Below are 13,144 nucleotides of genomic sequence, written 5' to 3'. Positions count from 1 at the left end.
TTACTTCTCCTCGATACTGACGATGCTGCCGGCAAGGCGTGACCCGCTGGCTCCTACTGCTGCCTGGGCCAGCGTCTGTCCGTCAACGGTGACGTTCAGCGGGCGGTGGCGGGGGTGGCCCAGATTCAGGACGTCCCCTACGGCAAGGTTCAAGACCATGGCGGGCTTCACCGTGATGGGTTCCAGCTGCAGGCACACCTTCACGGGCACGTGTGCAAGCTGCAGCTGGACAAGTTCGGCCGGCGTGGCGTTACTGGACTGGGCGCCCAGCGGGTCCAGCTGCGGCAGCAGGGCCGCGGCCGGGATGGCCACGGTGGCGGGAGCGGTGGTTTCACCGACCACCATCTCGAAAGTGGCCACGATCATCGGGTCGCCGGAGGCCGCCGCCTGGGCGAACTGCGAGTTGTACTGGACCGAGGACAGCGTCAGCGGGGCCGAGAGCAGGTGGCCGAGGGAGTAGTGCAGGTCCTCCACGGCGTCGTCCATGATCTTGCCCAGCAGTGCCTGCTCGATATGCGTGAACTTGCGCTCCGGCGCGGTCTGGAAACCGGTGCCGCCGAGCATGTGTCCCACCCAGGACAGTGCTGCGGCCATGGGGAACTGGATGACGGCCTTGGCGGAGGTCGTGGAGATGTTGAAAAGCACCATGCCGGTGTTGTCCGGCAGCGCGGCGGCGTACTCGTCGTAGCTCAGCACCTGGACGTCTTCCGAGGTGACCTGCGACAGCACCCGCACCTTGGCGGTCAGCTGCGTGCCCCACTGGCGGGCGAAGGTATCAAAGGCCATTTCCAGGACACGCGCATGCTCACGGGCCAGCGTAGTGGGCCTGCTGAAGTCATAGACCTCTACGGGCTTTGCTTTCGCGGGCATGCTTAAGGAAGGTGAATCTTGGACCATCACAACCCGCACTATCGGCACTTGGAACGGCTGCGTAAGAAAAGCCGCTAGGTGCCTGCAGCGGTTTCACGCTCGGCCACGATTTGGGGGATGAGGGAGCGGACGTCTTCGCTTTGTCCGGACAGGACCACGATGTCCACCCGCCGGTTCTGGGCGAGTTCAGCGGCGTCCCTGCCGGGGGTCAGCGGGCGGGACTCGCCGTAACCCACTGCCTTCATATGGTCCTGCTTCACTCCCCCGCCGGAGACGAGGTAGCGCAGCACGTTCACCGAACGGGACGAGGACAGTTCCCAGTCCAACGCGTCGTCGGCGTACTGGCGGACCTGGGCTGTGTGGCCTTCCACCGACACCTGGTAGGTGGTCGGCGCGAGTGCGGGACCTACGGTGTCCAGCACCTGGACGGCCTCGTCGGTGAGGTCGGCCAGGTCCGGGGCGAAGAACATTTCCGAGCTGACCAGCCGGATGGTCAGGCCCCGCTCATCCATTTCGAAGCGCACGGCGTCTTCCATGCCCTTTTCCTGCAGGCCCGCGTAAATTGCGTCCTGGAGCGCTGTGAGATCGTCGACTTCCTTGGCGGCCAGGGCGGCGTCGGGTTCAACGGTCTCTTCGCTGTCCACCTTGTCCGGCGGCACGATGATGCCGACGGCTGTGTCCACCGTGTTGCTCTCCTCGGCGCCGAAACCGGTGGCCAGGGACTCCTTGAGCTGTTCGAACTTCTTCGCGTCCACAGTGGACATGGCGAACAGGACAATGAACATGCACATCAGCACGGTGACCATATCCATGTAGGAGGCCATCCAGCGTTCGTCCGGGTGATCGTCCTCCTCGTGCTGTTTCGGACGCCGGCCCTTGGCGCTCACGCTGCGTCCTGGACCTTGTCCGCGGCATCGGACTTGTCTGCCTTGTCCGCTTTGCCGCCCAACACGTGGGCCGGGACCATCGCGCGCAGCCGTTCCCCGAGCAGGCGCGGCTGGCTGCCGGCCTGCAGGGCCAGGACACCTTCCATCAGGAGGTTCATTTCATCCGCTTCGAGCTCCGCCAGCCGTTTCAACCGGGTGCTGATGGGCAGCCAGATGAAGTTGGCCGAAAGCAGCCCCCAGAGTGTGGCCACAAAGGCAGTGGCGATCATGGGCCCCAGGTGGTCCGGCGTGGAGAGGTTCTCCAGGACGTGGGTCAGCGAAACAACGGTGCCGATGATGCCGATGGTGGGACCATAACCGCCCAAGCTGTTGAAGAACTTCACCGCAATCTTGTCGGTGGCGGTCTTGGTGGCGATTTCGTCTTCGAGCAGCATGCGCAGCTCCTCGCCGTCGGTGCCGTCGGCGATGTTCTGCAGGGCCGTGCGCAGGAAGGGATCTTCGACCTCCGCGGCGTCCTGCTCAAGGGACAGGAGGCCTTCGCTGCGGGCCTTTTCCGCCAGCAGGACCACTCGGTCAATGGTCTCCTGCGGCCGGGGGGTCTTGCCCATGAAGGCCCGGGGCAGGGACTTGAAGGACAGGATGAAGTCCTTGAAGGTTCCTCCCGCAAGGCCCACGGCAATGGTGGCGCCGAATACGAGGATCATCGGCGCCGGCAGCAGGAGCGCGGACACATGGGCACCTTCGAGGGTGATCATGGCATAAAGCGACCCGAAGGCGAGGACTAAGCCGATAATTGTTGCTGGATCCATTAGTCGTTCCTAGGGCGAAGGGGCACTGCATTGCTGGGGGGAGCTTTCTCCGGGGCTGCCGGAAAAGCGTCGGGCACGAGCCCAAGGGGACGCCCGGGAACGCGGGGAGGGATATCGCGTGCCATGGAAATCACCTGCGCCCGGTAGGCCGCAATGCGGTCGATAACTTCCTGCAGGCTCTCCGTCACGATGTATTTCGCGCCGTCGACCATCACGAGGGTGGTGTCCGGGTTGGAGTGGATCCGCTCGATCAGGTCAGGGTTGATCGCAAACTGAGCATCGTTGAGACGCGTTAGAACAATCATTGCCCCGTCCTGGCTGGTTCCGCAGGACTCCGATAGGCCCTCACCCCTACTTTCGGCCGTTACGGCCCCGTCGTTAGGAAGGTCCGGTACCGGACGTTGCATCCCAGGGGTACAGGACGGCAAAACGGCCCCGCCGGCAGCTGCCGCAGGCGGGGCCGTTCGGTTCAGCGAAGGCTAGCGCTTCAAGTTGGTAAGTTCCTGCAGCACTTCATCCGAGGTGGTGATGATTCGGGCGTTGGCCTGGAAGCCGCGCTGGGCGACGATCAGGTTGGTGAACTCCTGGGACAGGTCCACATTGGACATTTCCAGCATGCCGCTGCCGATGCCGCCTGCACCGGCCTCGCCGGGACCGGCGATGACGGGGTTGCCGGAGTTCACCGTAGCGGTGAAGCTCGAGTTGCCGGTCTTCTCCAGGCCGGCCGAATTGGTGAAGGTGGCCACGGCGATGCGGGCAAGGGCCTGCTTTGCACCGTTGGTGAAGGAACCGATCACCGTGCCGTCCTTGCCGATGGAGAAGGACTCCAGCGTGCCCGCACTGCGGCCGTTGCTGGTGACCGAGGCCGTGCTGACACCGGCGTAGCTGGAGAGCCCGGTGAGGTTCACGGCCACGCCGCCAACGGTGATGGTGTCGGCGTTGGCATCGGCCTGGGCGCCGTCGGCAAAGGTCAGGTCCACGGCTGTCGCGTCCTTCCCGCTAACGCTCCAGCCGCCCGCGGTACGCGTGAACGTCAGGGGAACCGTTGAGGGGTTGCCGTTGGCATCGTAGACGTCCATGTCGCGTACAACCGTGCCGCCGACCGGGGTCTCCGAGGGCAGGTTGCCGGTCATGGTGGCTTCGCTGGTGGCCGCGGCCGGGACGATGGCGCCGTCGGGCAGGACAATGTTGCCCACTGCGCCGCCGGTGTTCAGGGTGCCGTCGGCATTGGCAGTCCAGCCCTGGACAATGCCGCCGTCCGTGGAGACCAGGCGGCCGGCTCCGTCCAGGTTGAACGCGCCCGCGCGGGTATAGGTGGAGGTGTTGCCCTGGCGGGTGATGAAGTAACCCTCGCCGTTGATCATCAGGTCCTCGGCCCGGCCCGTGGCCTGCGCCGAACCCTGCGTGAAGTTGGTGGTGATGCCGGAGACCAGGACGCCGAGGCCCACCTGCGCCGGGTTGCCGCCGCCGTTGTTGGCGCCGGGCGCGGTGGCGCCCTGCGTCAGCTGGGACAGGGTGTCCTGGAACTGGACGGCGGTGGCCTTGTAGCCCGTGGTGTTGACGTTGGCGATGTTGTTGCCGGTGACGTCGAGCATGGTCTGGTGCGAGCGGAGTCCGGAGATACCGGAGTAAAGGGAGCGAAGCATTGGTGGCGCCTTTCAGCTTTGGTGGTGCCGGGAGGGAGGGTTATGCGGTTGCTGCGGGTGCTTTGGGTGCGTCGGGGGTTTGATCTGCTGCCCCGTCGACGACGCCGGAGATTCGGTCCAGCAGGACGTCCTCGCCGTTGATGTTGACGGTCGGGACGCCGGCGGCGTAGGAGACCGATTTGGCGGTTCCGGTGACGGCGACGCCGTCGTCGTTGGTATAGGTGACGGTCTGGCCGATGAGCGCAGCGGCGGCGATACGCATCTGCAGGGAGAAATTCTCTTCGTCCATCTTCGCCATGGCGGTGAGCTGTTCCATGGATGCCAGCTCGGTGGTCTGCGAGATCATCTGGTTGGTGTCCATGGGCGAGCTGGGGTCCTGGTTGCGCAGCTGGGTGACCAGCAGGTGCATAAAGACCTCGCTGTCCATGGTTTGCTTGGGCTCTCGAACTGCGGTTCCGCCGGCGGTAATGCCGCCTGCAGCCGCTACTCCTTCTACGGGCACGTGGTCTCCTCTTCTAGGCCAGGAAGTCGATGGTTGATGCCGACGCGGGGAATCCCGGCCGGTAAGTGCGTGGGGCCGGGTCCGCCGGCATCCGCTCGGGATCGGGCGGGGCCTGCGTTGCAGAACCCGGTTCCGTTCCGTGCCCGCGGCGTTCAGCGCCCTCGCCCGGGGCGTCCTGGGCGGAGAGGGAAAGGTTGGCGTTCATGCCCGAGCCGGCAAGGTCCCGGCGCAGGTCCGTCATGAGGGTGCGCAGCGCTTCGCGGCCGGCCTCGGACGGAGCGAAGAGCTCGATCCGAACGCCTTCTGCACCCACATGGGCCCTGACGGTGACCGGCCCGAGGTTGTCCGGGGTGATACTCAGCGTCATCACGTGCTCCCCCTGCGCGGCCGTTGCGAGGGAAAACAGCGGCTGGGACACCTGTGGCAGCAGCGGGGTGGCAACGGGCGCGGCCGCCGGTGCCGCCGGCATGGCGGCCGCTCCGGAGACAGCCATCTGGGGCTGCAGCGGGGACGGCGTGATAGCCGGCCCGACAGCCGGGGCTTCTGCTGCGCCCGCGGGAACCGGTGCGGCGGAAGCTGCAGTATCGGCAGTTCCGGCGGTTCCGGCGGCGGGCATTGCGGCGGCGGGCATTATGGCGGCGAAGGCCAGGGGCGCCTCGTTTCCGGCGCCTGCACCGGAGACCGGCACGGAGCCGGGAACCACTGCACTGTTTGCTGCCCCGGCCGGCGCGTTCGACGCCGGTGCGGCGCCGCCGGTTGCCGGGAGTCCTGCCACCGGTGCGGCGGCATCTGCTTGAACGGTACCTGCGGTGACGGCGTTCGCCGGCGTGGCTGCGGTGGCGGCTGTGGCTGCGGTGGCGGCTGTGGCTGTGGCTGCGGTGCCCGGCAAGGGACTTCCTCCGGTCACCACGTTGGCCGCAGCAAAGGCGGTGACGGCATTCGCCTTCGGGGTACCGGCGTCTGCCGTGTTCCGCGGAACTGCCGTTGCTGCTGCCCCGGTGGTGACGACGGCGGCGGCGCCGGCAGTAGCCGCGGCCATGAAACCGCCCGGGGTGGAGGGGGCGGCCGTGGCTGCCGCACCCGATGTGGCTCCTCCGGCAGGAACGCCGTCAACAGCGTCGGAATCGCTGGACCCGGCACTGGTCGAGGCTGCTGCCGGCAGGGAGTTACCCGCAAAACCGGCAAAAGCCGTTGCCGGAGCGGAAACCTGGGGCTGCACCGATGATCCGGACGCGGGCATTACGGACGCAGGCTGCAACGGGGAAACCGCGGCGCCCTCGTCGGCGACGGGCGCGTCGGCAAAATCTGCAGGGGCTGTCGCGGCAGCCTGTCGGCCAGCCTTTTGCTCCGGCGCGGCAGCAGCTTTTCCGGCGTCGCGGCCAGCGTCGCGGCCGGCGTCACGGCCGGCGTCACGGCCGGATGCCGCCCGGTTCGAGGCGGCAAGGGCATCCTCAAACGTGGACCCGAACTGGTCCGCACCAACGCCGGCGGAGGCGGACCCCGGGACAGCGGTCCGGAGGGAAGCAGCGGGGGCGGCCGTGCGCGGCATGCCTGCGGAGACGCTCATGCTGCCGTTCCCATCATGGCCGCCTGCGCAGCGCGGGCGGAAGCCACCAGGTCGGAGAGACCCGCGGCACCGGCAGCGCCGGCACTACCGGCGGCACCGGCGGATTCCGTCGGCAGGATGCGGCGGATAGTGGTCAGGTTGGCGTCGGTTTCCCATGCATCGCGGATGGCAATGGTCTGGCCGGGCTGCGGCGCGTCCACTGCCTTTCCGTTGCCCAGGTAGATGGCAACGTGTCCGCCGTCGTGGCTGAAGAGCAGGTCCCCGGGCTGTGCATCGGCCATGGAAGCGACCTCGGTCCCCGAGTTCATCTGGTCCCAGGTGACTCGCGGAAGGGTGAAGCCGAGATCCTTGTAGACGTTCTGCACGAAGGAAGAACAATCCAGACCCTGCGCTGGATCGTTGCCGCCCCAGATGTAGGGCAGGCCAAGGTATTTCTGGACGGCGTCGAGCACCTTGCCGTCCGCTGCCGCGCCGCCGGAGGTGCCGGTGTCCGTTCCCGCCGACGCCGCAGAAGTCAGCGCGGACAGAGTGGAAGCGAACTCCGCATCCGACCCGGCCGCCGTGGCCGTGGTAGTGACGGCAGCCGCCTTTGCGGCTGCTGTTCCGGAGAGCTGGCTCAGCGTGCTTCGGATTTCGTCGATCCGCCCCAGGGCGTCCGTCATGCTCATTAGTTGGCTTCCTTCTGCCGGCGGTGCCAGGCGGAGCCGGCGAGTTCGTCCAGGATGGTTTGTTCGGTGCGCAGGTCCTCGGCGGCTTCTGCCTCGGCGAACTTGCCTTCAAGCTTTTCCAGGCCCACGGAGCGGGCGCGTGCGGAGGAAAATTCGGCGCGTGCCGTTTCCACTTCCGCGGCATGGCGCGTGTCCAGCGCGTTCAGATCGGCGAGCATGCTGCGCGAGGAGGCCCGGGCCGCCGCAATCGCGTTCATGGTTGCCGCATCCACCGCCTCGCTGTGGGAGCTTTCGAGGGAGTTGTAGGCCTCTGCACGGGCTTCGCGGATTTCCCGCATGCGGACGTTGGCCGCCGCGAGTTCGCCTGCGGCACGGTCCTGCTGCAGCTGGCGCAGGCGCAGCAGGCCGGCGAGGGGGAAGGCACGGGACATCAGGACACCCCCAGCATCCGGGTGAGATTGTGCAGCTGCGCCCAGGCGGTCTCCGCCGGCGTCTGTTCATCCATGCGCTGCTGCAGGAAGGCGTTGATGGCGTCCTGGTTGTCCACTGCCGCGTCCACCAGGGGATTGGATCCGCGTTGGTAGGCGCCGACGTCGAGCAGATCCTGCGCAGCCTTCCGCGCAGCCATTACCCGGCGCAGCGTTGACGCGGCATCGCTGCGTTCCCGCGGGTTTACGCGGGAGGCAACGCGGGAAATGGAAGCCAGGGCGTCAATTGACGGGAAGTGCCCGGAGACGGCCAGCTTGCGGTCCAGGACCACGTGTCCGTCGAGGATGGAGCGGGCGCTGTCGGCAATGGGCTCGTTGTGGTCGTCGCCGTCCACGAGCACGGTGTACATGCCGGTGACGGAACCCCGTTCGCCCGTACCGGCGCGTTCGAGCAGCTGCGCGAGCAGGGAGAAGGTGGAAGGCGGATAGCCGCGGGTGGCCGGCGGTTCGCCTACGGATAGCCCGATTTCACGCTGGGCCATGGCCACGCGGGTCAGGGAATCCATCATCAGCATGACGTCGGCACCCTGATCGCGGAAGGATTCGGCAATCCGGGTGGCCACAAACGCGGCGCGCAGGCGCATGAGCGCAGGTTCGTCCGACGTCGAGACCACCACGATGGACCGTGCCAGGCCCTCGGCGCCCAGGTCGTCTTCGAGGAACTCGCGGACTTCACGGCCGCGCTCCCCTACCAGGGCAATCACGGACACTTCCGCGTCCGTGCCGCGGGCAATCATGGACAGCAGCGAGGACTTGCCGACGCCGGAGCCGGCGAACAGGCCCATACGCTGGCCGCGCCCCACAGTGGTGAGGGTGTCCATCGCCCGGACGCCGAGCTGCAGCGGGGTATTGATCCGGGTGCGCAGCATGGCGGACGGGGTTTCGTGGTCCAGCGGTACAAAGGCCTCGACCTGCAGCGGACCCTTGCCGTCGATGGGGCGGCCCAGGCCGTCCAGCACCCGGCCGAACAGCCCGGTGCCGGTGGGGACCAGCAGCGGTGTGCCCTTGGAGCGTGCCGGAGTTCCGGCGGTCAGGCCGGTGAGCCGGCCGAAGGGCATGCAGCGGATGCCGTCACGGGTGGCTGCCACCACTTCGGCGTCCACCTCGGACCCGGGGTGCCCGATTGACACCAGCTCGCCTACACCGCAGTCGAGGCCGGCAATTTCAATGCTCAGCCCCAGGACGGAGGACACCCGGCCAATGCGCTGCGGGGCGGCGGAGCGCAGGGCTGCCGTAAAACGGTCGGCGCGGGGGCGCCACGTGGTGACGGTCATGAGTCCTCCCCCAGCAGTGCCGCGCGGACACGCTCGACGGCGGAACTCAGCGAGGCGTCCAGGTAGCCGTCCGGGAACTCGGTGACGGCGTCTCCCCGCCGCAGGCCGGCGTCGCCCACGAACTCCACCCGTGCGCGGCGGAGCGTGTCTTCATCCAGGGATGCGAGGTCCACCGGATGCATGCGGACGCGCTGCACCAGGTCTGTGTCCACGCCTTCCAGGGCACGGGCCAGCGCTGCGCGGGCGGACGTCTCGCCGGAAGCGAGTTCCCGGCCCAGCAGTGCTTCGGCCAGGTCGATTGCTGCGGCGGCCAGGGCGTCCTGGACGTCGGTGATCAGGGCGACGGTGCGGCCTTCGAGGCTGAAGACAGCGGAGTTAAGGGCGGAAAGGCTCCGGTTGATGCGTTCCTGTCCCCGGCGCATTTCGTCGTCGTACTGCTCCCGCAGGGTGCGGCGCAGCAGGTCGGTGTCCGCTGCGGCGGCCCGCAGGCCGGCGGCGTAACCGGCGGCATGGCCGCGGGCTTCCACCTGCGCGTTGAGCTGTGCTTCGTCCGTGGCGCCGAGGGAGGTGTAGATCAGGCGGGAGAACGTCTGCTCGTCAGTAGACATATTCTTCCTCGTCCGCATGATGCACCTCGATGATGCCCTGGGCTTCCATTTCGCGGATGGCCCGGACAATGTTGGCGCGTGCTTCTTCCACCTGCGAGAGGCGGGCGGGACCGGAAACCTTGATTTCGTCGTCGAGCAGTTCGCGGTTGCGCTCGGAGACGTTGGTGCGGATGGCGTCCAGCACCGCCTCGGAAGCACCCTTCATGGCCAGGGCCAGGGTGCCCACATCGATGCCGCGCAGCACCAGCTGCACGTCCCGGCGTTCGAGCTTGACCAGGTCGGCGAAGGTAAGCATCCGGGAGCGGACTTCTTCCGCCAGCTCCGGATCGCGTTCCTCGAGCGCCTCGAGCAGCGCGCGTTCGGTGACTGCGTCGGAGCGGTTGATGATTTCCACCAGCGGCTGCACGCCGCCGATGGCATCGGTGGCCTCGCGGGCGGCGCCCAGCGCCGAGGCACGTGCCCGCAGCGTTTCGGCGACCACGCGCACGGCTTCCGGGGTAGCGCGGGCCATGGTTGCAATGGCCTGCGCGACGTCGGTGCGCAGCTCCGCGCTCAGGCCGGTCAGCACGGCTGAGGCGCGCTGGGGACGCATATGCGCCAGGACCAGCGCAATGGTCTGCGGCAGCTCGCCGTCCAGCAGGGAAATCACCTGGTTGGGCTCAGCGGTTTCGAGGAATTCGAAGGACTTGCCCGCCATCGAGGAGGCCAGTCGTTCCATCACGCCGGAGGCACGCTCGACACCGAAGGACGCTTCAAGCAGTCCCATGGCGACGTCGCGGCCGCCGTGGGCGCGGCGGCGGCCCTCAATGGTCATCTCGTAGAACTCGTTGATGGCTTCCTCGGCCACGGAAGAGTCCACCCGGCGAAGCCGGACAATCTCCGCCGCGATGGCCTGCGCCTCGGCCTCGGTGAACTGCTGCATAACCACCGCGGCCCGGGAGGTTTCCAGCTGCATCAAAATGATGGCAGCCTTCTGGGTGCCGGTCAGCTCGCCGGATCCCGCATCCGTCCGGGCGCCGCTTAGGGCAAGGGCGGACCCGTTCGAGGCGGCGGCAAAGGGCAGTCCGGCCGGGGCAGTGGCAAGGTCGGTCATGCTCGGGTGTCCTCCATGAGGTTGCGCAGGTAGTCAGCGGTGCGAACCGGGTCCTGTGCTGCCAAGGCGTCGAGTTCGGCCCGCTTGCGGTCCTGGTCCACGGCAGCAGCCACAATCTGCATGGAGGCCGTGTCCGTGGAAACGAGCGGGGCGGGTTCGCTCAGCATGGTGAGGCCTGCGGCCGGTGCCAGTGGATCCAGCTCCGGCAGTTCTCCAATGTCGATGGCTTCGCGGTTCTGCCGGCGGGAGCGCATGGCGTAGGCGACCAGGGCCAGGATGACCACCAGGACGATGCCGGCCACGATGATTCCCATCTGGAGCATCTGTGCCCGGCGTTCGGCTTCTTCTTCTGCCTGTGCCTCGGCCAGGGCATCCCGCGCGCTGGTGGCGCCGTCTGCGTTGAAGGAGACCATTTCGACCGTGATCTCGTCACCGCGCTCGGCGTTGATGCCGGCGGCGGTGGCGACCAGGGCTTCCAGGTCTGCCACGTTCAATCCGGCGGCCGCATTGGTATTCAGTGCCACGGAGATTGTCTGGCGGTTCAGGGAACCGGCCGGGATGTCCCGGGTTTCGGTCACCTTGTTCACCGCGTTGTTCTTGGTGCTCGTTTCGGAGCGGAAGGCGCCGTCGTCGTTACCTCCGTTGGGCACCGCGATGTTGTCCGGACCCAGGATGCCCGCGGCGCTGCCGTTGGCACCGCCGGTGTATTCCTCGGTGCTGGTGGCTTCGTTCAGGGCCGGGGTGTCCTGCGGCGCGGTGAAGGATTCCTCCACCCGGTTGGCGGACTCATAGTTCATGTCGGCTGCCACGGCTACGGTGGCGTTGCCGGGACCCACTACGCGGTCCAGCATGGTCTGCACGGAGGCGGTAACCCGCTCCTCGTAATCGGTGGCCTGCTTGTCGGCCGAACCGACAGTGCCGGTGCCGACGGCGGACAGCACGGTGCCGGTGGCATCGATAACGGCGACGTCGGTGGACTGCATACCGTCAACCGAGGCTGAGGTCAGGTGCACGATGGCGGAGACCTGGTCCGAGCTGAGCGTGGTCCCGTTCTGCGTTTCCACGAATACGGATGCGGTGGGATCGGCTTTTTTGGAAACGAACACGGTGTCTTCGGGGATGGCCAGCTGCACGGAGGCGTTCTTCACGCCGTCGATGGCACCTACGGTCTTGGCGATCTCGCCTTCCAGGGCCCGCTTGTAGGTTACGGACTGCTGGAATTCCGAGGAGGTGACTCCCATTTCGTCCAGCAGCGAGTAGCCGCCGCTGGATTCGGACGGCAGGCCGGCGCCTGCGGCCTTGAGCCGCTGGTCGTACACGAATTCCTCCGGCACCATGATGGTGCCGCCGCCGTTGGCAACCTCGTAGGGAACGCCGTCGGTCTTGAGCTGTTCCACGATGCTGTTGGCATCCGTGGCTTCGAGGCCGGAGAACAGCGGGGTGTACGCCGGCTTGGTCAGCCAGGAGGCAAGCAGCGCAATGCCCAGGGCCACCACGGCAATACCGATAATGGCGATGGTCTTCTGCGCCAGGGTGAACTGGCCTACCGTCTTGCCCAGCCGGCCGGTCATCGCGCTCATGGGTCCGGGCATCAGGCCTGCATCCGCATGATCTCGTTGAACGCGTCAACACCCTTGTTCCGCACTGCGGCGACAAGTTCCAGGGTGACGGAGGCCCGGGTGGACGCGATGGTGGCTGCGTGGATGTCATCAAGGTCGCCGGTCACGGCCTGCACGGCGAGTGTCTTGGACGTGGACTGCAGTTCGGTGACGTTGTCCACGGCTCCGGTGAGCTGCGTGGCAAAGGAGGAACCGTCAGTGGAGACGGCGGGCTTTACGGCTTCCACGTATCCCGTCGGCGTGGTGCTGCTGACTGCGGCGATGGCGGGAACGGGCATTAGGAGCGTCCAATCTGCAGTGCTGCTTCGTATGTGCTCTTGGCACGGTCAACCACGGCGGCATTCGCTTCATAGCCGCGCTGGGCAAGGATCAGGTTGCCCATTTGCTCCGAGAGGTCAATGTCCGGGTAACGGACGTAGCCTTCGGCGTCGGCGAGGGCGTGGTCCGGCTGGTAGACCATCCGGCCTTCGGCGTCGCCGTACTCCACGCCTGTGACGTGGACTCCGCTGCCTTCCCGGCCTTCCTGGGCTACAACGTAGCGGGCCTGGAAAGCAGCACCGTCGGTGCTGGAGACATTGTTGGCGTTGGCCAGGTTGTCGGAAACTGCGTCCAGCCACTTACGGTGCGTGGTGAGTCCGGTTGCGGCAATGCCGATGGCATCGAAAGTCATTAGTTGGTCCTCAATGCCGTGCGGAGGGAATTGGCTTCTCCGCCAACGGCTTGGGTGGCGAACTGGTAGCGCAGCACGGTGTCGATATTGGACAGTGTTTCGGTGTCCAGGTTGACGTTGCTGCCGTCCAGGCGGGTGGGTTCAAGGGAACGCGAGGTGGTGGCGGCGACTGCTCCATTGCCGGCTTTTACCGACTTAGCGAGGGCGTCCTCGAAAGTGACGCGCTGGGCCTGGTAGCCGGGGGTATTCACATTCGCAATATTGTTTGCGATGGTCCGCTGACGGAGGGCAAGACCGTCCAGGGCGCTTTGCAGCGCAATGGAGGAGACGGAATCGAACACAGTGAAACCCAGTTCTCGCTAAAGGGACAGTGCGGCCGATCCGTGGCCTCTTTCGTGAGCTATCCGTGCTCGTTAATGGTTATCGGCCGAATTAACGAGTAG

At 66.7% G+C, this 13,144-nt stretch carries 16 protein-coding genes; all 16 read right to left on the bottom strand.

All coding sequences use genetic code 11. From position 1 onward, the window contains the following. Nucleotides 1–870 (bottom strand): flagellar motor switch protein FliM, encoded by an 870-nt coding sequence (locus N2L00_RS02095; protein ID WP_255767484.1) that lies wholly within the window; start codon nt 868–870, stop codon nt 1–3. A 74-nt stretch (nt 871–944) separates the two neighbouring features. Continuing rightward, entirely contained in the window at nt 945–1,757 is an 813-nt protein-coding gene (locus N2L00_RS02090) for a flagellar motor protein MotB (RefSeq protein WP_255767483.1), read from the bottom strand. Next, nucleotides 1,754–2,566 carry a motility protein A gene (locus tag N2L00_RS02085; RefSeq protein ID WP_255863714.1) on the bottom strand — a complete coding sequence of 271 codons (813 nt, stop codon included), beginning with the start codon at nt 2,564–2,566 and terminating at the stop codon, nt 1,754–1,756. The genes N2L00_RS02090 and N2L00_RS02085 overlap by 4 nt, the downstream gene beginning before the upstream one ends. Continuing rightward, the gene (locus tag N2L00_RS02080; protein WP_227923849.1) at nt 2,566–2,871 is read right to left on the bottom strand and encodes a flagellar FlbD family protein; all 306 of its coding nucleotides are present in this window, start codon (nt 2,869–2,871) and stop codon (nt 2,566–2,568) included. Before N2L00_RS02080 ends, N2L00_RS02085 begins: the two co-directional genes overlap by 1 nt. 174 nt (nt 2,872–3,045) lie before the next feature. Continuing rightward, complete coding sequence (locus tag N2L00_RS02075) at nt 3,046–4,212, bottom strand: flagellar hook protein FlgE (protein WP_255863712.1); 1,167 nt, start codon at nt 4,210–4,212, stop codon at nt 3,046–3,048. Nucleotides 4,213–4,252: 40 nt separating this feature from the next. After that, the gene (locus N2L00_RS02070) at nt 4,253–4,714 is read right to left on the bottom strand and encodes a flagellar hook assembly protein FlgD (RefSeq protein WP_255767480.1); all 462 of its coding nucleotides are present in this window, start codon (nt 4,712–4,714) and stop codon (nt 4,253–4,255) included. Between the two features lie 13 nt (nt 4,715–4,727). Next, nucleotides 4,728–6,281, bottom strand: coding sequence for a flagellar hook-length control protein FliK (locus N2L00_RS02065; RefSeq protein ID WP_255863710.1), 1,554 nt, complete (start codon nt 6,279–6,281; stop codon nt 4,728–4,730). Continuing rightward, nucleotides 6,278–6,949, bottom strand: a complete 672-nt coding sequence (locus tag N2L00_RS02060; RefSeq protein ID WP_255767477.1) for a C40 family peptidase — start codon at nt 6,947–6,949, stop codon at nt 6,278–6,280. Before N2L00_RS02060 ends, N2L00_RS02065 begins: the two co-directional genes overlap by 4 nt. Then, nucleotides 6,949–7,380 (bottom strand): flagellar FliJ family protein, encoded by a 432-nt coding sequence (locus N2L00_RS02055; RefSeq protein ID WP_255767475.1) that lies wholly within the window; start codon nt 7,378–7,380, stop codon nt 6,949–6,951. Before N2L00_RS02055 ends, N2L00_RS02060 begins: the two co-directional genes overlap by 1 nt. After that, a complete protein-coding gene (locus N2L00_RS02050) occupies nt 7,380–8,711 on the bottom strand; it encodes a FliI/YscN family ATPase (protein ID WP_255767474.1) in 1,332 nt (443 codons plus the stop codon). The genes N2L00_RS02055 and N2L00_RS02050 overlap by 1 nt, the downstream gene beginning before the upstream one ends. Then, nucleotides 8,708–9,319: a FliH/SctL family protein gene (locus N2L00_RS02045; RefSeq protein ID WP_255767473.1), complete on the bottom strand. Its 612-nt coding sequence runs from the start codon at nt 9,317–9,319 to the stop codon at nt 8,708–8,710. Before N2L00_RS02045 ends, N2L00_RS02050 begins: the two co-directional genes overlap by 4 nt. Then, on the bottom strand, nt 9,309–10,412 hold the full coding sequence (gene fliG, locus N2L00_RS02040) for a flagellar motor switch protein FliG (protein WP_255767472.1): 1,104 nt from the start codon (nt 10,410–10,412) through the stop codon (nt 9,309–9,311). The genes N2L00_RS02045 and fliG overlap by 11 nt, the downstream gene beginning before the upstream one ends. Next, the gene (gene fliF / locus N2L00_RS02035; protein ID WP_308219757.1) at nt 10,409–11,992 is read right to left on the bottom strand and encodes a flagellar basal-body MS-ring/collar protein FliF; all 1,584 of its coding nucleotides are present in this window, start codon (nt 11,990–11,992) and stop codon (nt 10,409–10,411) included. Before fliF ends, fliG begins: the two co-directional genes overlap by 4 nt. Nucleotides 11,993–12,003: 11 nt before the next feature. Beyond that, nucleotides 12,004–12,309 (bottom strand): flagellar hook-basal body complex protein FliE, encoded by a 306-nt coding sequence (fliE, locus tag N2L00_RS02030; RefSeq protein WP_227923869.1) that lies wholly within the window; start codon nt 12,307–12,309, stop codon nt 12,004–12,006. Then, a complete protein-coding gene (flgC, locus tag N2L00_RS02025) occupies nt 12,309–12,701 on the bottom strand; it encodes a flagellar basal body rod protein FlgC (protein ID WP_227923870.1) in 393 nt (130 codons plus the stop codon). Before flgC ends, fliE begins: the two co-directional genes overlap by 1 nt. After that, nucleotides 12,701–13,042 (bottom strand): flagellar basal body protein, encoded by a 342-nt coding sequence (locus N2L00_RS02020; protein WP_227923871.1) that lies wholly within the window; start codon nt 13,040–13,042, stop codon nt 12,701–12,703. The genes flgC and N2L00_RS02020 overlap by 1 nt, the downstream gene beginning before the upstream one ends. Nucleotides 13,043–13,144: the final 102 nt, after the last annotated feature.

Source organism: Arthrobacter sp. zg-Y1171 (genome assembly GCF_025244845.1).
Lineage (GTDB): Bacteria > Actinomycetota > Actinomycetes > Actinomycetales > Micrococcaceae > Arthrobacter_B.
Note: the sequence above shows the minus strand (reverse complement) of the source record. Positions and strands in the feature narration are given on the sequence as shown.